Origin of the sequence: Desulfococcus multivorans (assembly GCF_001854245.1) — a bacterium.
Classification (GTDB): domain Bacteria; phylum Desulfobacterota; class Desulfobacteria; order Desulfobacterales; family Desulfococcaceae; genus Desulfococcus; species Desulfococcus multivorans.
Genome location: NZ_CP015381.1, coordinates 2,887,945 through 2,911,413, shown reverse-complemented (window position 1 = coordinate 2,911,413; position 23,469 = coordinate 2,887,945). Strand labels below are relative to the sequence as shown.

The following is a 23,469-nucleotide window of genomic DNA, read 5'->3' as shown; positions in this document are numbered from 1 at the left end:
GTCGGACTCCGTTATTTCCATTATCAGGGTTCAGTGCCTGCGGCGCTTGACCGAGGTTATTCGGGAGACGGCTGATGAGTCCTTTCAGTTTGTCGTTTTAAAGCACTCCAGGGGCACTTCACCTTTAAAGACGAGTTTGGCCCCTAGTCGCGCGGGGAAAGGTATCTCGATGTGTTCGACGATAAAGGAGTTCCGGTCCATCTCGTAGCCGGTGTGCTTCAGACGGCAGCCCTTCGGGATGAAACACGCATGCTTCAATTTCCAGGGCCGGACGGAGGAGCAGGGGTTGACCTTGTAACCTGTATTATCGGACAGCGGTTTGAGCGAGATGACGGGATGGCTTTTCCCGGGTCGGGTGGTTTTGGGAAACCGACCATCGGTCAGTGTTGTGAGGGATTCGTCCCTTGCGCCCATGAAGAAGAAGAGGGGCTTCCAGTAAGGCATCGGCAGGTTCTTCACAGCGCCGAGGACGGATGATAGATTTCGATCAGCCGTCAGTGTCCGGCGACGGCTTTTCCAGAGGTCGAAGGTGTTGGACGGGGTGTGATCTTCCTTTTCCATTGCACTATGATTCTCTCTTCAAGTCGTTTATTCCATATGATTTTTTCTATAGATATAAGAAAAAAGTCGATATGTCTACAGTAGATTTTTGTGAACAGGTTTTGAAAAAGAGTGGTGGGGGTGCGGGAGCGGTGGTTTCTTTCCCCTGGTTTCTTTTACTGTTTTCTTTTACTGGGTCAAATTTTTTTACCGGATCCGGTCAAATTTTTTTCCCCGTTCCGGTCAAAATTTTTTCCCGATCCTGCCGGTTGACGGGGTAAAATTTTTTCCCCCACTCCCGTTCGATTTTTCGCCTGAGACACAGTCGACTTGTCTATCTTCGTCTAGGTCTTCTCATCCTTCTCCGGCGTTTCCAGATCGATCACGAATCGTCGCGTGCACCTCAATGATCAGCAGAAAAACCAGATCAAGTTTTTTTTTGAAAATATCTTCATAACGCCGTTTAGATCACTGAAAGGGCCCAATCATGTTGAATAACGTCCGGATCTTTTTGGGATGAATATACAATAATTCCGAAAAAAATAGGTTAATAGGTATTTGTACCTATAGACAAAGGAATTCAATTTCTATAAATTATATTATAAGAGTATGAACGATATACCCGGCCCGTAAACTGCGACAACGGCGGAGCCCTGCCGCTGAATTGGAAAGAGAAAGGAAAACGGATGAAACTGTTTCTGTTGAACGCGCTGATCAACCCGTATCAGGGGGACCCGGATGAGACTGCGGTGTTCATCACCCGTCGGATCGACCTGCCCCTCTATGAACAGATCCTGAAGATCGCCGTTGAAGACGGGCGGGACGTGGTTTCAGCCCTCGGCCACGAGTCGACCGTCGATTTCCTCAAAGGGATCCTTGCGCCCGACGCGGCAAAACACCTCGTCTTCAACCGGGAATCCATCTTTTTCGAGCCCGGCGACCTCGGCCTGGTCTGTCGGGTGGCGGAGAGAGGCGATTTTATGAAAGAGTGGTCTCTTGCGGAGCTGATGGACCTGCACAAAAATGGCAGGATCGAATTCTTTCTGGTGACCCGCGTGTTCGCACCGGAGTTGATTCTGGACCCCAAAAATTTTTTCGCGTCGATGGAGGCATCGGATGAACATTGATGAACTGTTGAAAACATTTTCCTGGGGAAAAACGGTGAGCAGCAGCGACCGAGGCAGCTTTTTCATAAAAATGGCGAATCTTGTCGGCGGGACGGACCTCGAGGTCCTCTGGCACATCGTCACCCACCCGAGCTGCGCAGCAGAGGTTTTCGGGTTCGTGGAGATCGCCAAGATCACCGCTGCGGTGGCCTATGTGGTCATGCCGCTGGACGCCGTCCCAGACGTCCTTCCCGTGCTGGGTCTGGCCGACGACGCTGCTGTGATAGCCTATATACTGAGCAATCTGAAGGATGTAATGAAGCTCTATCGAAAATCGTGCATGTAGGACGGCCGTACCATACGTCGGTTCGGTCCTGTGGCCGGGGGCTCCCCCTTCCTGCCGGAAAGGGGATAAACATCTTTGACAATGCGAACATCTTGCGAATTGGAGGAGCAGATGGGGTTCAAATTATCGAGGTACGGCAGTCGAATCCACAAGGAATTCGAGGTGGAAGTGGTAACGCCCATGTTTCTGGGCGGGGCGAACGTCACCCGGGCTGAGTTACGGGTCCCTTCCCTCAAGGGGATGCTGCGTTTCTGGTGGCGGGCAACGTCGGGAATCAACGATCTCGGGGCCATGAAAAAAAGGGAAGGCGAGCTGTTCGGGGATACCTCGCGCAAGGCGCTTTTTTCCGTGAGCATTGAAAATTTCGAAGACACCGACCCTGTGCTGGCAAATTTGCCCAAAGGAAAAAGTTTCGAGGTCAGGAGCAGGCGACGCACGTTCTATCTCGGTATTATCGATTATCTGGCCTATGGCCTGCGGGACCACAAAAACGGCTACCATCGGCAACACTTCCCGGCCGGTACCCGATTCGGGGTAAGATTTACCTTTTCCCGAACGGCCGACGCGGACGAGATCCTGCGCGCGTTTTACACGCTGGTTCATTTCGGCGGCCTGGGGGCCAAGACCCGAAACGGGTTCGGATGCATCAGGATCAGCAATCCGCCCAAGCCCGCCATCGCCTTTGGCGGTCCTTTGGGCGTATTTTCAGCTGCAAGTGAAGCGTCTAAGTTGTTTATTACCCCCAGGACCGATTACGGCCGTTGGGAAGACGCTCTTTCAGCCGTCGGAATGGCTTACAAGGATGCCCGTCTGGACTTGGACCCCAGGCACTTTTACGGCAACCGTTCCCTGCTCGCCAAACCCATTGTTCAGGACCCAAACGCCAACCCAAACGAGCGGCACGCCAAGCCCTATTACCTTCATGTCGGCTGCCTTGGCAACAAACGTTACTATGGGCAGATTCTTCACATGCCATACAGATACATGGCGGGTCGACCGGAGTATTCCGACACCGTGTTGGAGCGATACCAAATTGCGTGCCGTAAAATGGACCAGAAAATCAAGCAGCTGCTTGCAGGAGGCTCAAAATGACTTTCCCCAGACCCGATGCATCCTACTGGAACGACAAACTTGCAGCCTATCTGCACGATCCTCCGGACAAGGCCTTTTCCATCCGGGGTCACGAGGAACGATCGGCGAGGCTGCTGTCCGTCCTGGGACTTCAGCGGCCCAACGAGGCTTTCTGGAAAAAGGCCGACGGCATTGCCTCGGGCTTTGAACGGGGTCAGGTTCCGTCGTACAGTTCGGACCCGGACCGGAACGGAGCGGTGGATTTTGCCGAGAATCCGGTTATTACCCACCCCACGGCCAGGGATGGACGCCTAAGGATTGATCTGCCCTTCGGTGAAGGTGAATCGGCGGCGGATATTGTCGCCCGTCAGGTTGAAAGCTTCCTTGAGAGGGAGATCGGCATGAAGCCCGGCGACGGCGGGTACTCGGGCAAGCCCGTTTTCGCGAACGACGAGGATGCCTTCGCCTTCGCCCGGTTTCTCTACATCCACCACGGCATGCGCTTCAAGCTGGCGGAGTCCGACGTGGGCGGGATAGGCGGGCTTTGGCATCGGCTTCCGGCGGACACCCGGTTCCCCGATCACACCATCTGGCAGCACAACGCTCTGACCTCGGCCCTTTACTCCTGCATGGCTATGGCCGGTGACATGCGCCAGGTGGGGATTCTGGCCTTCTCCATCACGCCGGTCCAACCGTTTATTGCAAAGGCGCGCAAACTGCGGGACTACTGGACGGGATCGGTCATTCTTTCCTGGCTCGCTTTCGAGGGACTCCGCTGGGTCATGGAACACCTGGGTCCCGACCATCTCCTTTACCCGTCCCTGGTGGATCAGCCTCTGGTCAACGAATACCTGCGAAAAACCTGGGAAATGGACGATATCGCCTCCCTGAGCCGGGAGAAGAAGATCGCGTCGCTCCCCAACAAGTTCCTGTGCCTGGTTCCTTTGGAGCAGGCACGGGAAATCACCGGAAGCATTGAAGCGCACATCCGGGAGAACTGGTCCGAGCTGTGCCGCAAGGTTTTCCTCGAGGTCTGCGAAAGAACGGCAATCCGGGGCGATCACCTTGGGGACATGTTCACCCGCCAGACCGAGCGCTACTGGGATCTTCGATCTACTGTCGTCAAGCTCCTGGAAAAGACCGACATCCCTGAGGCCCGGGGGCTTCTCCACGACGGGGCCATGAACGCGGCCACGGGGATGGTGGATGTCTTTTCCAGCCTGGTTCGGGAAAACTGGCACACGGAGATGGACGCCCGGGGGCTGCTTTACGCCAACACCCACCAGTTGGTCCAGACCGCCCTGGCTGCGGGCAAGTCTTTGAATGCCGTGACCCGGTCCGAAGAGCCCGGCCGAAAGTGCCGTCTGTGTGGCGAGTTTGAGGCACTCCACGACTCTCCCTATACCGGGGCGGAGGCCGCCTCGACCTACAAGACCGGCCTGGAACGGTTTTGGAACGCTCTGACTGATGCATGGCAGGCGGAGGCGGACCTGGACGGCAAGGAACAACTCTGCGCCCTCTGCCTGACCAAGCGGATTGCCTATCGTATTCTCAAGGAAGACAAAACTCATATCCTAAACGGCTGTTTTGACGACGCGGAGGGATTCCCGTCCACTACCGAGATGGCTATGTATGGGGAGTTCCGACGGAGAGGGATCACCACCCGGGAGGAGCGGCGAAAACTTGCCCAACGGATCTATGACAACGAAGCCGAGGACGCGGTAGACACCCCGGACCGCTATTACGCCATTCTGGTCATGGACGGCGACCACATGGGCCGGCTCATCAACGGTGAGACAATCGGCGCTGCCTGGGCCACGTCCATGCATCCGGAGATGCGGCGTCGTCTCGAGTCCCCCTCGTTTGATGCCCGTTACCGGAAGGCCTGGGCGCCGCTACTGGCTCGAAATGAAAAGCGCCTGATCACCCCGTCGATTCACGCCGCCATCAGCGAAGCCCTGGGGGATTTTTCCATCCACGGGGCCGCGAGGATCGTAAAAAGGCATCACGGCCGCCTGATCTACGCGGGTGGCGACGACGTCTGCGCCGTCCTGCCGGTCTCCACCGCAGTTCGAGCTGCAAGGGAGATCAGCGAATTCTATACCTCCGGCTTCAATCTTATCGACGCCGGCGAGGTTTGCTCCGCAGCGGACCCCTGGGCTCCCGAGCCGGGAAAACTCGCCATCGGCTTGGGCGCTAACGGCGACAGAATATCCATCTCAGCAGGCATCCTGATCTGCCATCACAAGGCGGGGCTGAGCCAGATGATCGCAAGAGCCCATGCCCTGCTCGAGAACCATGCCAAGGAGGGTGCGGGGCGGGCGGCCTGTGCCGTCGAACTCTCGAAGCGTTCAGGCGGTTCTCGGTTTTTCACACGCAAATGGAAAGACCCCGCCTGGGAATCGTTCCAGAACCTCGGTCGCTGGATCAGCGCCGGTGAAAGACAGCAGGTCTCCAGGTCTCTGGCCTACCGCCTGAACCTGTTTCGGGACGGCGTGAACGCTATGCTGCAACGGGACGATGGTAGGGGAATGCTGGTCCGCTTGCTGGAAGCTCAGCTGGAGCGCTCGGGCATCCGGCCGGTCGGAGCCGAAAAACGGGTGGTCGCCGAAGGGATTGTCGATATCGTCCTGGCGCCCGGAGACGACGGACGGCCGATCTTCCGGCCCGAGGGATTGATTGTGGCGGCTTTCGCGGCCGATACGGAAAGCGAGGTGAGTTGATGCAATGGTATACGTTCGAACCTGCAGATACCCTGCTGGTCAAGGGTGCCGAGCCCATGGAGATGGGGGCGGACCATCTCTCCTCTCATCTGTTTCCGCCGCCGCCCGGCACAATCGCCGGGGCCCTCAGAACGGCGGTCCTGATGCAGAACGGCATTTCTCTTGCGGACTATCTCTCCGGGAAGAAAATTCCCCAGGAGATCAGTTCCGCCATCGGCGAGGCCGGCAAACCGGCGCCATTCGACATCATGGGCCCCCTGTTCCGGGTGGACGGTCGTTTTTTTCTCCCGGCTCCCTATACGTGGTTCGCCGCCAAGGCGGGTCTGAAAGAGTCGCCGGGTCGAAAAATCGACATCGTGAAGGCCGCTCCCATCGAAAGTCCGCTTATTCGGGGAAAACAAGGACCGCTACTATGGGCCAAGGGAAAAAGCGGCGAGATGAGGAGCATCGGCGGGTACTGGATTTCCATGGAAGAACTGTTTTCGGTTGATCTTCGGAAAAGGGTCTACCGGCCGGAGTCTTTTTTTACGTCCGAGCCCCGCACTGGCATCGCTCTCACCCGGGGTCGGCGGGTGCGGGAGGGGCACCTCTATACCTTCACTCACGTTCGGCTCAAGGCTGGTGTCAACCTGGCCTTCGCCGTTTCCGCTCCTCAGCCGTTGGCGTCCTCAGGGGTGCTTCGGCTCGGGGCCGAGAAACGCTTCGGCCGGTACCGGGAAATTCAGCCACCCTTGCTGTCCGGTGGATCATCGGGTACCTTCCTGTCCCTGTCAATGGAGCCCGGCACCGACGCTGTCAACGGGGCCGTGATGGCGACCGGAAAGATTCGGTATATCGGCGGGTGGGATCTCAAAAAAGGCTTTCACAAACCCATGCGTGGGCATTTTCCGGCAGGAAGCGTATTTGTTCGGCAACTCAAGTCTCATTGGATTGAACTGTAAGGAGGGAACATGCTTAAAAAAGAACTGTGCGCCATAGGCAAGCTGTATGCGATTTCACCCGTTCATGCCGGAAGCGGCGCCGCCACGTCCGCAGTGGATCTTCCGATCCAGCGCGAGCGGCACACCGAGTGGCCCCAGATCCAGGCCAGCGGAGTGAAGGGCGCCCTACGGAGCCATTTCCGCAGGTTCGCCAACGGCGGCGGCACTACACTGATCAACCTGATCTTCGGATCCGACGAAGGCAATGACGGCTGGAAAAAAGAATGGGATTCATTGCCCGGTGCGATGAGCATTTCTGATGCCCGGCTTCTGGCCTTCCCCATGCGCTCGAACATCGCCCCTTTTGTCTGGGTCACCTGCCCTGCCGTACTGAAGCGTCTTGATGCGGACCTGACCTATGCGGACGTCGGGCAAAACATGGATGTCCCGGAGGTCCGGGGCGACGAGGCCTTCTCCATCGGCGGGGCTCCGGTGGCAGCCGGTCAGGTCGTCATTGAGGATGCTGTTGTCGATGTGGCGAATCACCAGGGGAACGCCTGCATCAAGACCCTTTTTCCCGAACTGGAGCGACTGATTCTGGTGTCAGACGAGATGTACAAATACGCGGTGACGTGCTGCACTGAAATCCAGACACACATCAAAATCGATGCCGAAAAAGGCACCGCCGACGACGGGGCGCTCTGGTATCAGGAATATTTACCGGCCGACAGCCTCCTCTACACCGTGGTCCACTACAGCCACCGGGATGCGGGGGAGAGTGAGCACGCTGAGATCCAACGGGCCCTGGCCGACCTCAAGGCCCAGACCATAAAACAGCATGTGGAGGAAGCCCTCCAGGGGTTTATTCAGATCGGCGGGGACGAGACCCTGGGAAAGGGCATTTTCAACCTGACCTGGATTACGGGAGGTGCACAATGAGAACACTTGGGCAGAAACGAGCGGCCTTCGCCCTTGAAAAAGTGACGACTATCTCATGTGATAACCCAAAGGAGTTCAAAACATTCTCTGCGGGTGCGCCGTCAATGATCCTCCAGAACGGGTTTGGCCAGGCACTGGCCTTCTGGTATGCTAAAGGAGGGCAAAACCAGCGGGACAAGCACCGGGTACTGCTAGATATTCTACAGGAGTGGCTCTGCCTCTGCAACGGCGATGTGAGAAACCGGTTTATTCCGCCCTGCACCACCCCCAGGGAGATGGTAACGGCCCTTGCCGCCATGAGCCAGGATCAATATCTCGCCGCCCAGAAGGAGGCTCTGGCTTTGCTCGAATGGATCAAACGCTACGCCAACGCCCTCTTGAAAGGAAAGTGATGCCATGGTTTATCCCTTTTCCACAAACCTGCAGGCGGCTATGAATCATTACCCGGCAGGCAATTTCGGCCTGTGGTTCAACAAGCTGATCCCCGTGAACGACGATGCGGGTTTCAAAGCCTGCGACAACACGGGCGGTACCACCAATGTCGCAAATTTCTACAAGCGCAACTATGACGCCGTGACCCGATCCGACGTGCTGCGGGACGCTCTCTCGAAACGGCACCAGGCCCAGGCGGCCTTCTGTCGACGATACGGTTCCGCAGGGTTCCAAACGATAGCGTACCGGGCGACTCTCCGCGCGCCTTTTGTCACCGGCATCGGCCGGAGCCACCCCGGCGAAACGGGGATGACCTTCGATCACACCCTGGGAATCCCGTTCCTCCCGGCGAGTGGGATCAAGGGGGTGGTCCGACTGGGCCATATCCTGAACCTGATCGACGATCCCAAGGCTGCCGCATCACTGATTCACGGCGACGAGTTGGATGACACCGATCCGGTATCTATGGTCCCCCAGCTTTTCGGGGGGGACAAACGCAAAACGGACGACGTCGAAAAATGCCGGGGGGAGGTCATCTTTCTGGATGCCTACCCGGAGAAGGTGCCCTCTCTCGAGGTCGATATCATGAACCCCCACTACCGCGATTACTACGACGACGACGAGGGTCGAACCCCGCCGGGAGACTACCTGGACCCGGTTCCGATTCAGTTCCTGACCGTTCCCAGGGGCGAGGTCTTCATATTCCGGGCGGTTCTGCCCAGGGACGAAATCCTGAGCAGCGCCCTTGCCGCCGCCTTCATTTCGGCCCTCACCGAGCTTGGGTTTGGTGCCAAGACGGCAGTGGGCTACGGTCGGTTTAAGGTGGACGAAGCATCCCTGACGAAAGACACCTCGGATCCCGGCAAAGCCGGCGCGGATACCGCCGGGCCGAAAGGCGAGGCTTGGGAAAATGCGAATCTTACCTTTACCCCTGGAAACCAGGAGGTCACGGCCAAGGCCGACGGCAAGACCGCCGTCTACAAGGGAAAGGAGATCATCCCCGATGCCATCGCCAAAAAGTTCTTCAAAACTAGAAAGGCAAGCGTCAAGCAGGTGATGGTCGAACCCATCGGCAACCGCTATCGGATTGTTGCCATCATCCCATAGAAGCAATAAAACGGGGTCGGGTCACGTCAATTATTTGACATAAAACGATAACGCTCCTATTTCATTCTCCAAAAAATGATCTCGATAGGCCATTTCCGGGGGGTAAAACAGGGCTGGTTCATGACAGGAAGGGCGAACGTCCGGCCCGTCATGAACCCCGTTTGCGAAGAGAATTCCGATGCAGAAGAACATCATCCTCACCACCATGGGCACGACCTGGCAGATTCCGCCGGAGCTGTACGGGTTCACCAACCCGGCAGCCCTCGATTTATACCGGCATCACCCGGAGCGGGTTCGCATCGAGCAGCTCCGGACGGAATACGGCGTCGCGCCGGTCGAAGAACTCTGGGTCGTCACCACGGGCGGCAGCCGGATCGACACGGTCATCGGCAAGCTGATTTCATGGCACACCAACGTACATCCGGGGCTTAGACCCGTCCTGCGGATCTGGCGGCTGAAGGATGTGAACGACCTCGTCGATGCGCGTGAATGCGGCCGGATGCGGGAGGTCATCTTCCGCCTGGCGCTTATGGCCGCTGCGGCCTGCGGTGACGACGGACCGCTCTTTTCCCTCACCGGCGGCCGCAAGACCATGAGCTCCGATCTTCAGGAGGCTGCCGGCTGGTTCGGGTGCCGGGCGCTGGTGCACGTGATCGACAACCCGGAATACGGCAATGCGCTACGCGTCCTGGAGCCCCCCGATTTCGCCGGGCCCCTGCCGCCGGAGACGGCGGGCGGCGCCATGCCTCTTGTCACTCTGGGTAGATGCGAGCCGAGCGCCCTTCTGGAGATGGATTCGGACGGCGCAGGTGCTGTCCGCGCCGATCAATGGCCCTTGCCGCTTGCCGAGAACAGCGTGCCATCAGAGATTGAAGAAGGGGACCTGGAAGGGCCGTGGCTGTCCGAGGTGCTCGCCGCCCGACGCAGAAAGGCGGGCTACCATTACAGCCAATACACCGTCGGGCTGATCAAGGGGGACGAGACTACCAATTTCCTCGCCCTATACAGCCTTCCACCCCGCGTGGTGCGGCGCCTGAAGGAGGATCGTTTCGGTCTGGATCCGGCGAGGGTCGGCGCCGAGCTGGCCTGGTTGCGGCGGCTCCCCAAGACCGACCTCCACTGCCACCTGGGCGGGATCGCCGATGCGCAGGGCATGATCACCGTGGCCGCAGTCGAACGGGGCCGGGTCGAGGCTCACCGTTCGAGGCTCGACCCCTGGCTCGCCGATTGGCGGAGAAGGTTTGAGGCCCAACCCGTCGAGGAACTCCGCGCCGCGTTCAATGCCAAAGACCTTCGCAATGCCGTGCCGGGCGTACCCGAGCCCTTGTGTGTAGCGGCGTTCGTTCTTCTGTTCGAGGAGGATCCCGACCTGCTCGACGCCTTGATTTTCGGCCCCTTTCGGGACGAAGCTGCGTTCAGCGGCATCGCATTCGACCCCTATGAACGGCTTGGGGACCTGCAAGGCTCCGGCCTGCTTCAGAGCGAGGCCACCATCCGTGCCGCCTGCCGCATTCTTCTCGAAAAGGCGGCGGCCGAAAACGTCCGGTACCTGGAGGTGCGGTGCTCGCCGATCAATTACACCCGGGGCGGTGTCTCCGAGCGTCGGGTTGCGGAAATCATCGCTGATGCCCTTACGGGAGCGGACGGGATCGATACGGTCCTCATTTTTACCGCCAGTCGGCATGCCGAGATCGAAAAGGTTCGAAGGCACGTCGAGCTGGCCGGGCGTCTGACAGCGTCCGGGAACGGGTTTCCGATCCTTCGCGGCTTCGACCTGGCCGGCAGGGAATCTGCCTGTAAACCCGCCGACATGCGAAGAGAGCTGATGCCCATGATGGAGCGCTGCATTCACTTCACCATTCACGCCGGCGAGAAGGCGGATGTCGGGAACATCTGGGAGGCGGTTTACCATCTCAACGCCGAACGTATCGGCCACGGCCTGACCCTGAAGGACAACCCCAGCCTGATGGAGCGGTTTGTCGACCGCCGTATCGCCCTGGAGATGTGCCCGTCGAGCAACTTTCAGATCATCGGGTACCGGGACAATTTTCTCCCCTCCACCCGAAACCTGGAGCCGTATCCCTTGTCGCTCTATCTCGAGGCAGGGCTCAGGGTTACCGTCAACACCGACAACCCCGGCATCTCGCGCACCGACCCCACCCGTGAACTCCACCGTGCGGCCCGGCTCACGGAGAATGGCCTCAGCCGCTGGGACATCTGCCGGATTATCCGCAACGGCTACCGGTCGGCCTTTGCCGACAGCGGCATGCGACGACGCCTCCTTCACCAGGCCGAGAAGGTTCTGGTGGATGCGGTCCAGGCTGAACCGGCGCCGTGACGGCGATGGATCGCACCGGCCGAACACCCGAAACCAAAGGAGTGAAGAAACCATGACGGAGCAGATCCTGTGCGTCGAACGCACTGCACTCCCTCCCAACTGGACCGGCGAGACCGCGGTCGTTCCCATGGGGTTCGAAGATTTCCTGAGCGCGGTTCGGGGTGTCCGCCCCCACTGGCTGCCGCGCCCGGAGGCGGAACTGAACCCCGCCTACAAGCAGCTTATTCCTTACGTGGTGCTCCGGGCCGACAACAGCCGGAAAATCGCATGCTATCGCCGTCGGGGGTCGGAAACCCGGCTCCACGCCTTGTGGTCCTGCGGTATCGGCGGCCACATCAACCCCGTCGACGCAGCCGATACAGCATGTTCCTTCGGTGTCGCCATTACGCACGGGGTCAACCGCGAGCTTGACGAAGAACTGCCTCGACGCCCCGGAGATGCCGTGCCCCGATTCAAGGGCGTCATCAACGAGGAACGGACCGAGGTCGGCACGGTTCATCTGGGACTTGTCTATTCTTTGGCGGTTCCCAGCGCCGATCTTTGCCGGCCGGGCCGTGAACTCAACAACTTTTCCTGGATGTCCGCTCCCCAGGCTGCCCGCCTGAACCTCGAGCTCTGGTCCCGGCTGGCCATGGCGCTCCTGTAAGGTGGGACGGCATTCGGCCGGTAGAGAACAAGCCGGCCCGAATGCACCATGGCTACATCACCTCTCCACCGTGGGGCTTGTAGAAGATGTGCTCCCCCACCTCTGTCGTTTTCAGGTATTCAGCGGATCAGTCGGGGTTGACTCTCTGTTCCTGATCGGCCGATATCGGCCCTGTTGCGAGAAGGATGATCGCAAGACAGGCCGCAATCCACATGTAGCGCATGATCAAACCTCCTATATGAATTAACTTTTCAACTTTCGGCTTTTATGATGGTTGCGGTGCCCCTGATAACCACTTGGCTTGTCGCTTAACCTGGTTCTAAAACTGCCCTGACGATTGGGTCCAGCGCCGTTAACACTCATTTGATCCTTTCTTCACGTTTTTTTGACACGCCTTCTGTCAGTTTAACCCCATCACTAATTTTCAGGCTCCGTCTGTTGGAGACAACAAATGGATAGGTAAAACTACCACAGAAAAGGAAATATAAATGAAAAAGCAAACAGTTATGGTTTTGGGTGTGTCTATGGCGCTGTGCCTGCACCTGATGCTGGGAGTCGCCGTTGCCGACAAGGGCAAGGATTTGCCGGAAGCTGTCAAAAGCAGCATTGAAAAGGCGTTTCCCGGTGCTGAAATAACGGAAGTGGAAAAAGAAATACGGCAGGACGGGGTTGTCACGGAAGTTGAACTGATATCCACCGATGGCATTCATCATGAAGTGTATGTGTCTGAAGACGGGCAGATTCTGAAAGTCGAAGAAGAAGAGGGTGAATTGCCGTGGATCGGCGGCGAGCTGTCCATCGGTATGTTAGTCCGCGGCGAGCGGGAAATCTATAAAGACGTGGGCAGCGAATTTGAGCCGGCACCCTTTATCAGGTATGAAAACGGGCCCTTTGAAATCGAAGGATATGATGGGCTGGACGCTTCGTTTACGCTGTTTGGCTCCGGTTCTTATAAAATCGCTTTAACAGGATCTGTTGATTTCGAAGACGGTTATGATCCTGATGACAGCGACTATCTTGAAGGCATGGATGACCTGGATACCCTTTACAGTGTCGGGCTTAAATGTGAAACCAATTATGCCGGCTGGGAGGCAGAGCTGGAATTTGAACAGGATGTCAGTGGCGAACATGACGGCCAGAAAGTCGAGCTGGCGTTTGGGTATCCGTTTATGGCAGGCGATTTTGAATTCCGGCCGACGTTGAATGCCACGTGGCTGAGTGAAAAGACAGTGGATTACTTTTACGGGGTTTCAGTAAAGGAGGCAAGGCCGGATCGTCCAATCTATTCTCCTGGTGCAAGTTATGAAATCGGGGCAGAGGTCATGATCCTGCGGCCGCTGTTTGGAAATTTCACGGCGGTGGGAATTGTTGAAATCTCAACATTTGGAAAAGACATAACCGACAGTCCTCTGGTGGATGAGGACTATGAAATCGAAGGCGGTCTGGGCATTATGTATACGTTTTAACCCTATAGCATTCAAGTTCGCTTAAGTTCGGGCTTTGAAATCGGTCTCGCTATCGGTATCGAAATCGCAATCGAACCCGATCCCGATTTTGCTAAAGAGAAAAAATACAACCACTTGAATGAAGTAGATAATCAGATAAAAAAATATAAAGACACCATCGTTATGGCAAAAGGTTCTAATTGCATAAGATTAAATCAAATTCTGCTTTTGGGATGCCTGATTCTGCTTTCTGCATGCACGGTTGTCCCGGTCGAGGACCGCAAAGACATTCCCGCAAAACTGCCCGCGCAATTCTTTGCCAGTGATATGTCGGAATGGGAAATCAGCCTGACCTGGGAGCAGAGTTTTCCGTCCGCGAGCCTGAAATCCGATGTTCGGGCGCTTCTTGAAGCAAATTTTGAGCTGGAAGCTGCCCGTGCCCGCGTGGAACAGGCTGCCGCCGCCTATGGCATTTCAAAATCAGCGCTCATGCCGTCTGTGGATGCAAATGCCGGTTTTGAACGTTCGCGGGAGGAAGCAGATGATGACCCCGATTCAACCGAAACGGACAGTACCATTTCCTTTGGCGCGGCATTGTACTGGGAGCCGGATATCTGGGGCCGCCTGCGTGCCAGGAAAGAAGCGGCATCGTTAATGCTCGAAGAAAAACAGGTGCTGGCGGACCAGGTGGCCCTGGAAATGCAATTCCTGCTGGTGGAGACCTGGATCACCTGGCATGCTTCGCGCAGGCTGGAAGATGTTTTAACGGCCCAGCAAACAACTAACATGCAGATACTGGAATTAACCGAACTGCGACTGGCCCAGGGCGACGGCAATTCTCTGGATGTGTTGCAGCAGAAGGGCCGCATGGCCAGCGTGGACCGGGAAATGCCCGGTGTGGTTTCGGAAAAACAAAGCGCAGCCAATGCTTATGCGGTGCTGATGGGGAGTTTCCCGGGTGAGGGCGTCCGTCCGGCGGATGATTGGCCTGTTTTAAAACCCCTGACCACAGTCTCTTCCCCCCGTCAGCTCATGGCAGAACGGCCGGATCTGCGGGCGGCTTTGCTGGCGCTTCAGGCCGCGGATCATGAACTGGCGGCCGCCATTGCCGACCGGTTGCCGAGGATATCCATAGAATTGGCATATACGGAAAGCGGCAGCCGCGTGTCTGAAATCGGCGGTCAGACAGCGCTGCGCTTTGCCAGTGGATTGTTGGCACCTGTCTTTGATGCGGGGCGCCTGAAGTCAAAGGCGGATCAGCGCAAGGCAGAAGTCCGTGAATCATTAGCCATTCTTGAGCAGGCGATGTTGACGGCCGTCCGGGAGGTGGAAGACGCACTTATCCGGGAAAAGGCATTGTTTGATCAACGTATCCTGCTGAAAAAAGAAATTGAAATTGCAGAGCAAACCGTGGGCAAAGCCAGGCTGCGGTATGTCAACGGCCAGGAAACGTTTTTGCCTGTGCTGGCAGCGTTAGCCAAGCTGCAGACATTGCAGCAGGATGAAATTACATTGAAACGGGATATTCTTACGAACAGGTGCCGTCTTCTCAGGGCCCTTGGCGCCAAATGGAGTCGTGATCGTGAAACGTTTTAAAAAGAAAAAACTCCTTCCCGCTTTGATCGCACTGGCAGGATGTGCCGTCACCCTATTGCTGGTTGCCCTTGGAGACGAAGCGGAATTTCAGGTTGTTACCTCAATGCCGCTGAGCGTGGAAACGCTTTTTGTAAAAAAAACGGATTATCAAATCCAAGTGCCGGCATGGGGATTTGTTGCACCAAGGGAAACTCTTGATATCTGTGCAGAGGTACAGGGAAAAGTTGTTCAGGTGCCGGATAGTGTTTTTGCCGGTGCCGGGGTGACGGAAAATGAATTGTTGTTTAAGATAGATGATCGCACCTATCAAAACACACTGGCAGAGGCCATTGCCGAAAAAAGCCAGGCGCAGCAGGCTTTGGAGATTGAAAAAGGGCGCCAGATCATTGCGGAAAAGGAATGGGAGTTTCTGGAAAATTCAAAATGGCAGGGCAGCAAAAATAAATCCCTGGCATTGCGCATACCCCAGCTCAGAGAAAGGGAAGCCGCCCTGCAAATTGCTGCTGCAAAAGAGGTCCGGGCGGCGCTGGATGTTGAGCGGACACAAATAACCGCGCCGTGCGATGGTGTGATTCTCAACGAGAACCTTGCTTTGGGGCGGTTTTTTGAAATCGGAGACGCGGGACTGCAAATTGCCTGCACCGACTGCTACCATATCACGGCATTTTTTTCTCCGGAATATGCCATTGATTCCGGAGCAAGCACGGTATCCGTAAATATCGGGTCAAACCGCCATGAAGGGGTTATCCGGTCGGTATTGCCGGAGATTGATCGAAAAACACGCCATAAACAGGTGCTGATTGAATTTTCGGGCAGCCAGGTTGTCTTGGGGGACTATGTCGAGCTGATGCTGCCCGGTCCTTGTTTTGGTGACGTGACTGTGATTCCTAAAAAAGCGCTGAGATCCGGCAATACGGTTTGGGTGTCAAGTGAGAATCGCACGCTGGAAATCCGGGCGGTAACGGTTTTGGGCCAGGACATGGAAAATGTGGTCGTTGGGGAAGGCCTTTTTAAAGACGATCAGGTTGTGCTTTCCCATATCGCCAGCCCGCTGGCCGGCATGAAGCTGACTGCTTTGCAACAGCAGCCTGAAAATAACTCCAATACGCAAAAAAATGGAGAACCGGCCAGATGACATCTTTTCTTGAGTTTATGTTAAAACGGACGGCTTTTGCCAATGCCATGATGGGGGTGCTGATTTTCGGGGGGCTGTTTGGCGCCATGACGATCCGGCAGGAATTGTATCCGGCCCTGGAAGAACGGAAAGTGGAGCTGGCGATTGACCTGCCGGGGGCATCTCCGGAAGAAATTAACAAATCAATCCTGACGGTGGTTGAAAATGCCGTGCGCGGACTGGATGGAATCAAGCGTGTTGATTCAGAAGCAAGCGAGAACACCGGTCAGGTGACCATGACCCTTCTGGATAACGCCGATCCGCAGCAGACGCTTAATGATATCAAGAGTGCCGTGGACCGGATTGAAACGTTTCCCCAAGATGCCGAAAAACCGGTTATTACCATCCCGTCTCGAGTTGAAAAAGCGCTTTCCATTGTCGTTTATGGCGATCAGCCCCTCATATGGCTCCGCAAAACCGCGGAAATTCTGCGCGATGATTTGCGCACCAGTGTGGGGCTCCGGAAAGTGGAACTGGCCTTTCCCCGCGACCAGGAAGTTTCAATTGAAATCCCGGAGAAAATACTGCGTCAATACGGATTCACATTGGAGGAACTTGCCGATAAAATACGGCAGAGTACACCGGACTTACCCGGCGGTACGCTTTATACAGAAGAATCGGATATCGTGTTGCGAACATCCGGGCGCCGGGAATGGGCGGATGCGTTTCGCGATGTGGTGGTGGCGGAGACGCCGGCCGGTATTCCGCTGCGCCTGTCCGATATCGCGGTCTTAAACGACGGTTTTGGGAAATCCCCCATTGAATGCTGGTTTAACGGCCTGCCTGCCATCCTGATCGATGTGTTTGCAGTGGGCAGTGAAACCCCCATATCGGTTGAAGCCGCGGTCCGGGGGTATCTGGATTCTGTTGCAGAAAAGAAGTTTTCAGGCGTTGAAATAGTCATCTTTGAAAATCAGGCAGCCGCCTATCGCAGCCGAATGGCATTGCTCGTGGAAAATGCCGTTATCGGACTGGTATTGGTTCTGATAACTCTGGGCCTGTTTCTCACGCCGCATCTGGCGTTCTGGGTCATGGTCGGAATTCCCACGTCGCTGCTTGGCGGCCTGCTGTTCCTGCCGCTGTTCGGCGGATCACTGAACATGATTTCATTTTTTGCACTTATCGTGACCATCGGCGTGGTTGTGGATGACGCGATTATGATCGGTGAAGCCATTTATGTGCAACGGACCAAAGGACTGGGGCCCCTGGCCGCTGCGGTTCAGGGATTAAAAGAGATGGGCGGGCCGGTGCTGCTGGCCACCACGACAACGATCATTGCATTTACACCCATGTTTTTTGTGCCCGGCGAAATGGGGGGGGTTTTCTGGCAAATTCCGGCAGTGGTGATTGCCGTGCTTCTGGTTTCCCTCTTTGAATCTCTTTTTATTCTGGGCGCCCATATTGCGGCAGAACACCCGGATCGCCCGTGGCTGAAAGTGCTGGCCCGGCCCCAGCAGAAGGTGAATGAAACATTGACGTCGTTTATTCACCACCGCTTTCGGCCGTTTATTCAGGCAGGGTTACGGCGGCCATTGACTTTGCTTGTTACGGCGGTTTCTTTTCTGTTTATCACTGTGGGCGCAATGACAGGCGGCCTGCTGAACTTTGCGTTCACGCCCACTATCGATTCAGACACGGTGATTGCCCAGGCGGCACTTCCGTACGGGGCTCCCAGGCAAAAGTCCATTGCCGTTGCCCAAAAACTGGTCGATTCGGCCAACACGGTGCTTGGGGAACACAACATGTCCTCGCCGGGTATTTTTTCTCTGATCGGGACGCGGCTGGAGGAAGGAGAGGTTGAAGTGGAGACCCTGGCCGGGTCCCATTATATCTCGGTGCTCATGGCCCTTCCGCCGGAAGCGGAACGCACGCTTTCGGGACGGGAATTTGCCGCGGCATGGCAGAAAACGTTTGGATCGCCCGGAGAACTGGAAGCGCTGAATTTTACAGGAGAGACCACCGTTGCCGGCGGCGAGCCGATTATGCTGGAGGTGTTCCATCCGGACCCGGATGTTGCGCAAGCCGCCGCGCTCTCCCTAGGTGAGCGGATGCGCCTGCTGGCCGGACTGACATCCGTGGATGACGGTGTTCGTACCGGAAAACCGGAACTGACGATTCAATTAAAAGACAGCGGCCTGCACATGGGCCTGACCGCCGAGGAAGTGGCAAAACAGGTCCGGCACCGGTATCATGGGGCTGAAGCATTCCGGTTTGTGCGGGACGGGAATGAAATTAAGGTGATGGTCCGTTTGAGTGAGGAAGGACGCAGCCGGGAAAGCGCGCTGGCGGATGTGCAGTTGAAAAGCCCGGCAGGCGCACTGATTCCGCTTACAGAAGTGGCAGATATCACCCAGACCCGATCGTTTACCAGCCTGGCCCGGCGTGACGGAAAGCGGATTTATCCGGTCACCGCAGACATTGCGTTCGGCATTGATGACGATGACGTGGAAGACGCTCTGGAAGACGCCATTGTGCCGCTGGTGCTGGCTGATTTTTCCGGCGTGTCGGTTCATTTTGGCGGCGAGGAAGAGGAAAATGATGAAGCGCTGGCTTCTTTAGGGTATGGATTTTTGATTGTTTTAGGAGTGATGTATCTGCTGCTGGTGTTTCATTATAATTCCTATCTGCAACCGGTGCTTATATTGGCGACGATTCCGTTCGGCCTGATCGGTGCGGTCTGGGGGCATATCCTGATGGGCTGTGATCTTTCCATTGTATCCGTGATTGGGATTCTTGCCATGGCCGGGGTAGTGGTGAATGATTCCCTGGTTCTGGTGACCACCTGTAACCAATATCAAAAAAACGGCATGCCCCTGCATCAGGCGATTGTGGATGCCGCATGCAACCGGTTCCGTCCGATTCTGCTGACGTCGCTGACCACGTTTTTCGGCCTGGTGCCCCTGCTGCTGGAGACGTCGGAACAGGCCCAGTTCCTGATTCCGGCAGCCGTTTCCATCAGTTTCGGGCTTGTGTTCGGGACAATGATTACGCTGGTGCTGCTGCCGGGACTGCTACAAGTCTTTTTGAAAAACTAATACAGGCTGATTTTTCCGGCAAGCCTTATTTTTCAATGTAACTTTCCAGTGCATTCATATTGATATCAGTTTCTGGTTCATTACTGATAATTACAGAGTTTCCCAATAATTATAACGGATTAAACTGGTTGTTTGTTGTTGCGTAGGATGTTGATGCATCAGAATACATTCAGGAAGAAAATATCAGGTCCACCCGGGTCCCTTTTCCCGGGGTGCCGGAAATGGTGAACTGCCAGTTCATGCGTTCACACAGGCGTTCGACAATGGTAAGCCCGATTCCGGATTTTCTGCCGGTATCATCCATTCCCGGGCCGCTGTCTGAGACGCTGATCCGGTCGGGCGAGACGATAATTTCGACGCTGCCTTCCATGGTGTAAGCAAAGGCATTGCGCACGAGGTTTCCCAGGGAAATGGTTACAAGCGACTCCGGGGCCTTGATGGAAAAAGCATCCGGTGCCAGAATATTCACTTCCACGGGTTTTGATTCCAGCAGGTAACGGTAGGTTTCCACAACATGTTCCGCAACCTGTTTCAGGTCGCTGGCCTCATCACTGTCCGTGCCGTGCCCCTGCCTGGCCAGCATCAAGAATGTGTTGATGAGCATTTCAATATCTGTGACGGACCGTTCAATACGTGCCAGGGGCTGCACAATCCCGGAGTCCGATTCCTTTGTTCTTCGGCGCAGAATCTCAACCGCGGTTTTGATGACGCTGACCGGCGTGCGAAGTTCGTGACTGGCATGAGAGGTAAACTCCCGTTCACGGCGGGTAAAATCTGAAATCCGTTTTAACAGCTGGTTGATTTTTTCCGACAGCATACCGATCTCATCCGGCGAGTTGAAGGCGCTCAGCTCGCTGGCCGGTTCATCCGGAGAGATGGACTGAACCGCTTCCGCCAACTCGGAAAGGGGATTGAGAATACGATTTGACAGGGACCGGGTCAGAAGCCAGCCTAAAATAAAAATACCGGCTCCGATTCCGATTAATGCTATAAGTATATAGTACTCAAACCAATCGTTTGTTTCAATGGATGACACATCATAGAAGACAAAGAGTTTTTGGCCGGTTGAAAGGATCGGAATAATGGCCGCATGATAATCTGTATCATCCGCGACCTCGAAAACACCGGGGCTGCGGTGGGTCACAAATGCCTTCAGGGTCTGTGGGACGGTGGATATGTCGATGTATGCTGAAATGTGAAACGGGAGATGGGCGGGAATTTCGCCATGTTCTTCAACATGCCGTGCGACTCTGTCGGCGATTTCCGAAAGCTGCCGGTTGAACGCCAGGTCTTCAGAAATTTTCAGCATTCCGGATATGCCCGCTGAATAGACGATCAGCAATACGGCCAGGTAACCGCAGACATAGAAGACAATTCTGGATCGGAGGGTTTTGGACCTTCTTGTCATTGGCCTTTTATCCTGAAACCGATGCCCACGACAGTTTCAATAAGTGACGGCCTGCCCGGTTCATCCAATGCTTTTCGAAGTGCGTAAATATGCGTTCGCAGGGAATCGCTGACCGGCTTCCAGTCGCCCCACAAATGGTGTTCCAGGTCTACCCGCGACACCACCTCAGGGGCGGACTGCATCAGTTTTACAAGGATCTTGAAACATGTCCGGTTCAGCCGGACCGGGGTTCCGTTTATGGTTACCTGCCGCTGTCCGATATCAACACGGACAGGGCCGGATTCAAGGATTTTGGATGCATCATACTGGGGGGATCGGCGGACAAGGGCCATTAAGCGAGCTTCAAGTTCTTCAAGTGCAAAGGGCTTTAACAGGTAATCATCGGCGCCGGCGTCAAACCCTTGGAGCTTGTCATAAAGCGTATCTCTAGCCGTGAGCATCAATATGGGTGTCGGTTTTTCCGATTCTTCACGAAACCGCCGGCAAAGGGAATATCCGTCAATGCCCGGCAGCATGATATCCAGAACAATCACGTCCACCGGCTGGGTGACGGCCAAGTGAAGTCCGAATATCCCGTCCATTGCATAATCAACCACATGCCCGCTGTCTTCTAAAAAATCGCCGATATTGGCGGCAAGATCCTGGTTATCTTCTATAACCAGAATCCTAATTGATTGGAAAAAAGGATAGCCATGCTTTTTATTCATGTTTTTATCATTTTTTCTCAGAACCGGTACAAGTGAGACATCTGTTTCAGGCGTATACGGTTAAAATATAAGGGTTTCTCTAATCAGCAGCAAGCCGGCAGGCGGCGCGCACCTGCTCAAGGGGATCTGGGATCGCCTGAACATCGGCTCATGCCTTGCGAAGGCCCTCGAAGACCGCTCTTTTACATCACCTGTGCGTCGACCTGATCTTCTTCGATACCACCAATACCTGTTTCGAGATGGAGGATCCCGGCGACTCGGAACTCCTCGCCTTCGGGAAATTCAAGCACAAACGGGACGATCTCCCCTATGTCACCATCGGTCTGGCCGTCACCCGGGAGGGGAGGCCGTTTCAAGGTGGTCAGCGCAAACCTTCACATCAAGGCGGTGCATGCCGGCGAAGGAACTGCTCGGAGGCGTTTCATCATCGCCTACAACCCGGAACAGGCCAGGCATGATCTCCACACCCGCGAAAGATATCTGGAACGCATCCAGGCCGAGCTCGCCGCCTTTGAAGAGCTTCCCGAACGCTATCGGGAAAAAGCCAGGCAGCGCCTGCTGTCCCATCGATTCATGGGGCGTTATCTCAAAGAGCTGAAGTCCGAAAAGCTTCGCATCGACAAGGCCATGGTCAGAGAAGACCGGAAGCTCGACGGCAAGTACCTGCTGAGCACCAGCGATGAAAGCCTGTCGGCCGAGGATGTCGCCTTCGGATACAAGCAGCTGCTGGAGGTCGAGCGGGCATTCCGAACATTGAAGAGTACGCTGGGATTGAAATTGAAGCCTCATGAGAGCATCCAGAAAATAGAGCTGCACCCCTAAAATCTGTAGGCACCACACGTATTTTGCGTTTTACCATAACCCGCTGAAGTTATGCCATATTGATATTTTTGTGAATCTACGACTGTCGAACGCAGGTTTCTGACCGGGAACCAAGCTCGGCTTTTCATGGTTATCTTTTGCTGCCCGGTCAGATCAGACCTTAGGGGTTGTGCTGGTTTTTCGAGGCTGAGCGTAGTATGAACGAAGGCGCCAACCAACCGTTAATACTGCCAAAGCTAAGAAAAGGGCCAACACAAAATGCGCGAAAAATGGAACCGGCAAATGCCTCTGATGCCCGAAATCGCCAGTCATGTCCAAGCCAAAGAGTTGGAAGCCGTCTCCGGCATCATTGACGGCAAACCTATCATATGCCGGTTTGTGCTGCAAGATCTTTGCAAAGGATGTTCCGGCGCGAGTCGCGCCGGGGCAAAAGGCATGAGCGCCGAATAGGTCCTCGGAACGGCGGTGGTATTGCGGCTGTTCGGTTTCACCTATCAGGAACCGGCCTTTCATATTTACCGGCGGCCGGTCGAATCTGATCCTCGATTGCCGGATCGTTGAAGGCAACCCCGCGGATGTCACCCTGACAGAGATGATGCTCGATCGGCAACAGCAGATCTATGGGCGCTACCCGCTCAAAGCGGCGCTGGACGGTGGATTGGCTTCCAGGGAGAATCTGAAGGCTGCAAAAGGAAAGGAGATTAAAGACGTATGCTTTGCCAAAAAGCGCGGCCTGGAAATGCTCGAGATGTGCCGGAGCGAGTATGTCTAAAGCGTCTGCGTCGATTCAGGGCGGGCATCGAATCCGGAATATCCCGGCTCAAGCGCAGTTTCGGAGTGGACCGCTGCACCTGGAAGGGCCGGCGCTCGTTCAAAAGCTATGTCTGGGCGTCGATCGTTTCGGCCAACCTGCTCACCATTGCACGGAAACAGTTGGCCTGACGGTTCCGCACCGGTTTGATGCATGGAACCAACAGGCAGCCGTCATGGTCGTCGGTAAAATCGATGGAAGGCCATTTCTCGAGCGCCCGTTTGATGCCTGATCCCAGGCCGTGATACGGTAGTAGGGGCAGACCTGTGTGTCTGCCCATCATTGTTGTCAGGGCGGACACGT

Annotated in this window: 18 protein-coding genes and 1 pseudogene; 16 read left to right on the top strand and 3 right to left on the bottom strand. The window is 55.8% G+C overall.

The genetic code is table 11. The features are described 5' to 3' along the window. Window positions 1–84: 84 nt before the first annotated feature. Entirely contained in the window at window positions 85–561 is a 477-nt protein-coding gene (locus dmul_RS12725) for a hypothetical protein (RefSeq protein ID WP_020878436.1), read from the bottom strand. Between the two features lie 665 nt (window positions 562–1,226). On the opposite strand from dmul_RS12725, the gene dmul_RS12720 reads away from it, so the two are divergent. The 14 genes from dmul_RS12720 (at window position 1,227) to dmul_RS12655 (ending at window position 19,418) form a co-directional block, all read left to right on the top strand. Continuing rightward, window positions 1,227–1,667, top strand: a complete 441-nt coding sequence (locus dmul_RS12720) for an STIV orfB116 family protein (protein WP_020878435.1) — start codon at window positions 1,227–1,229, stop codon at window positions 1,665–1,667. After that, a complete protein-coding gene (locus dmul_RS12715) occupies window positions 1,657–1,992 on the top strand; it encodes a YkvA family protein (RefSeq protein ID WP_020878434.1) in 336 nt (111 codons plus the stop codon). The genes dmul_RS12720 and dmul_RS12715 overlap by 11 nt, the downstream gene beginning before the upstream one ends. 111 nt (window positions 1,993–2,103) lie before the next feature. After that, window positions 2,104–3,084 (top strand): type III-B CRISPR module RAMP protein Cmr1, encoded by a 981-nt coding sequence (gene cmr1, locus dmul_RS12710; protein WP_020878433.1) that lies wholly within the window; start codon window positions 2,104–2,106, stop codon window positions 3,082–3,084. Continuing rightward, a complete protein-coding gene (cas10, locus tag dmul_RS12705; RefSeq protein WP_020878432.1) occupies window positions 3,081–5,786 on the top strand; it encodes a type III-B CRISPR-associated protein Cas10/Cmr2 in 2,706 nt (901 codons plus the stop codon). Before cmr1 ends, cas10 begins: the two co-directional genes overlap by 4 nt. Then, window positions 5,786–6,727, top strand: a complete 942-nt coding sequence (locus tag dmul_RS12700; protein WP_020878431.1) for a type III-B CRISPR module-associated Cmr3 family protein — start codon at window positions 5,786–5,788, stop codon at window positions 6,725–6,727. Before cas10 ends, dmul_RS12700 begins: the two co-directional genes overlap by 1 nt. A 9-nt stretch (window positions 6,728–6,736) precedes the next feature. Then, complete coding sequence (cmr4, locus tag dmul_RS12695) at window positions 6,737–7,645, top strand: type III-B CRISPR module RAMP protein Cmr4 (protein ID WP_020878430.1); 909 nt, start codon at window positions 6,737–6,739, stop codon at window positions 7,643–7,645. Continuing rightward, complete coding sequence (cmr5, locus tag dmul_RS12690; RefSeq protein ID WP_020878429.1) at window positions 7,642–8,037, top strand: type III-B CRISPR module-associated protein Cmr5; 396 nt, start codon at window positions 7,642–7,644, stop codon at window positions 8,035–8,037. The genes cmr4 and cmr5 overlap by 4 nt, the downstream gene beginning before the upstream one ends. Before the next feature lie 4 nt (window positions 8,038–8,041). Next, complete coding sequence (cmr6, locus tag dmul_RS12685; protein ID WP_020878428.1) at window positions 8,042–9,184, top strand: type III-B CRISPR module RAMP protein Cmr6; 1,143 nt, start codon at window positions 8,042–8,044, stop codon at window positions 9,182–9,184. A 178-nt stretch (window positions 9,185–9,362) separates the two neighbouring features. Beyond that, a complete protein-coding gene (locus dmul_RS12680; RefSeq protein WP_020878427.1) occupies window positions 9,363–11,522 on the top strand; it encodes an adenosine/AMP deaminase in 2,160 nt (719 codons plus the stop codon). 52 nt (window positions 11,523–11,574) lie between these two features. Continuing rightward, on the top strand, window positions 11,575–12,168 hold the full coding sequence (locus dmul_RS12675) for a hypothetical protein (RefSeq protein WP_020878426.1): 594 nt from the start codon (window positions 11,575–11,577) through the stop codon (window positions 12,166–12,168). A 488-nt stretch (window positions 12,169–12,656) separates the two neighbouring features. Then, window positions 12,657–13,634, top strand: coding sequence for a MipA/OmpV family protein (locus tag dmul_RS12670; protein ID WP_020878424.1), 978 nt, complete (start codon window positions 12,657–12,659; stop codon window positions 13,632–13,634). 114 nt (window positions 13,635–13,748) lie between these two features. Beyond that, window positions 13,749–15,209, top strand: coding sequence for a TolC family protein (locus dmul_RS12665; RefSeq protein ID WP_234979200.1), 1,461 nt, complete (start codon window positions 13,749–13,751; stop codon window positions 15,207–15,209). Then, window positions 15,196–16,344: an efflux RND transporter periplasmic adaptor subunit gene (locus dmul_RS12660; RefSeq protein WP_020878422.1), complete on the top strand. Its 1,149-nt coding sequence runs from the start codon at window positions 15,196–15,198 to the stop codon at window positions 16,342–16,344. Before dmul_RS12665 ends, dmul_RS12660 begins: the two co-directional genes overlap by 14 nt. Further along, window positions 16,341–19,418 (top strand): efflux RND transporter permease subunit, encoded by a 3,078-nt coding sequence (locus tag dmul_RS12655; protein WP_020878421.1) that lies wholly within the window; start codon window positions 16,341–16,343, stop codon window positions 19,416–19,418. The genes dmul_RS12660 and dmul_RS12655 overlap by 4 nt, the downstream gene beginning before the upstream one ends. 169 nt (window positions 19,419–19,587) lie before the next feature. Here dmul_RS12655 and dmul_RS12650 read toward each other — a convergent pair whose 3' ends face one another. Then, the gene (locus dmul_RS12650) at window positions 19,588–20,826 is read right to left on the bottom strand and encodes a sensor histidine kinase (protein WP_020878420.1); all 1,239 of its coding nucleotides are present in this window, start codon (window positions 20,824–20,826) and stop codon (window positions 19,588–19,590) included. After that, window positions 20,823–21,533 (bottom strand): response regulator transcription factor, encoded by a 711-nt coding sequence (locus dmul_RS12645; protein ID WP_020878419.1) that lies wholly within the window; start codon window positions 21,531–21,533, stop codon window positions 20,823–20,825. The genes dmul_RS12650 and dmul_RS12645 overlap by 4 nt, the downstream gene beginning before the upstream one ends. 357 nt (window positions 21,534–21,890) lie before the next feature. On the opposite strand from dmul_RS12645, the gene dmul_RS12640 reads away from it, so the two are divergent. Beyond that, window positions 21,891–22,355, top strand: a complete 465-nt coding sequence (locus dmul_RS12640) for a transposase (RefSeq protein WP_020878418.1) — start codon at window positions 21,891–21,893, stop codon at window positions 22,353–22,355. Window positions 22,356–22,872: 517 nt separating this feature from the next. Continuing rightward, window positions 22,873–23,297: pseudogene (locus dmul_RS19765) on the top strand (transposase); the annotation flags it as partial. Window positions 23,298–23,469: the final 172 nt, after the last annotated feature.

What these genes read in the sequence shown, in the direction of transcription:
- dmul_RS12725 (WP_020878436.1), bottom strand. Translation starts at nt 561, where the DNA reads ATGGAAAAGGAAGATCACACCCCGTCCAACACCTTCGACCTCTGGAAA.
- dmul_RS12720 (WP_020878435.1), top strand. Translation starts at nt 1,227, where the DNA reads ATGAAACTGTTTCTGTTGAACGCGCTGATCAACCCGTATCAGGGGGAC.
- dmul_RS12715 (WP_020878434.1), top strand. Translation starts at nt 1,657, where the DNA reads ATGAACATTGATGAACTGTTGAAAACATTTTCCTGGGGAAAAACGGTG.
- cmr1 (WP_020878433.1), top strand. Translation starts at nt 2,104, where the DNA reads ATGGGGTTCAAATTATCGAGGTACGGCAGTCGAATCCACAAGGAATTC.
- cas10 (WP_020878432.1), top strand. Translation starts at nt 3,081, where the DNA reads ATGACTTTCCCCAGACCCGATGCATCCTACTGGAACGACAAACTTGCA.
- dmul_RS12700 (WP_020878431.1), top strand. Translation starts at nt 5,786, where the DNA reads ATGCAATGGTATACGTTCGAACCTGCAGATACCCTGCTGGTCAAGGGT.
- cmr4 (WP_020878430.1), top strand. Translation starts at nt 6,737, where the DNA reads ATGCTTAAAAAAGAACTGTGCGCCATAGGCAAGCTGTATGCGATTTCA.
- cmr5 (WP_020878429.1), top strand. Translation starts at nt 7,642, where the DNA reads ATGAGAACACTTGGGCAGAAACGAGCGGCCTTCGCCCTTGAAAAAGTG.
- cmr6 (WP_020878428.1), top strand. Translation starts at nt 8,042, where the DNA reads ATGGTTTATCCCTTTTCCACAAACCTGCAGGCGGCTATGAATCATTAC.
- dmul_RS12680 (WP_020878427.1), top strand. Translation starts at nt 9,363, where the DNA reads ATGCAGAAGAACATCATCCTCACCACCATGGGCACGACCTGGCAGATT.
- dmul_RS12675 (WP_020878426.1), top strand. Translation starts at nt 11,575, where the DNA reads ATGACGGAGCAGATCCTGTGCGTCGAACGCACTGCACTCCCTCCCAAC.
- dmul_RS12670 (WP_020878424.1), top strand. Translation starts at nt 12,657, where the DNA reads ATGAAAAAGCAAACAGTTATGGTTTTGGGTGTGTCTATGGCGCTGTGC.
- dmul_RS12655 (WP_020878421.1), top strand. Translation starts at nt 16,341, where the DNA reads ATGACATCTTTTCTTGAGTTTATGTTAAAACGGACGGCTTTTGCCAAT.
- dmul_RS12650 (WP_020878420.1), bottom strand. Translation starts at nt 20,826, where the DNA reads ATGACAAGAAGGTCCAAAACCCTCCGATCCAGAATTGTCTTCTATGTC.
- dmul_RS12645 (WP_020878419.1), bottom strand. Translation starts at nt 21,533, where the DNA reads ATGAATAAAAAGCATGGCTATCCTTTTTTCCAATCAATTAGGATTCTG.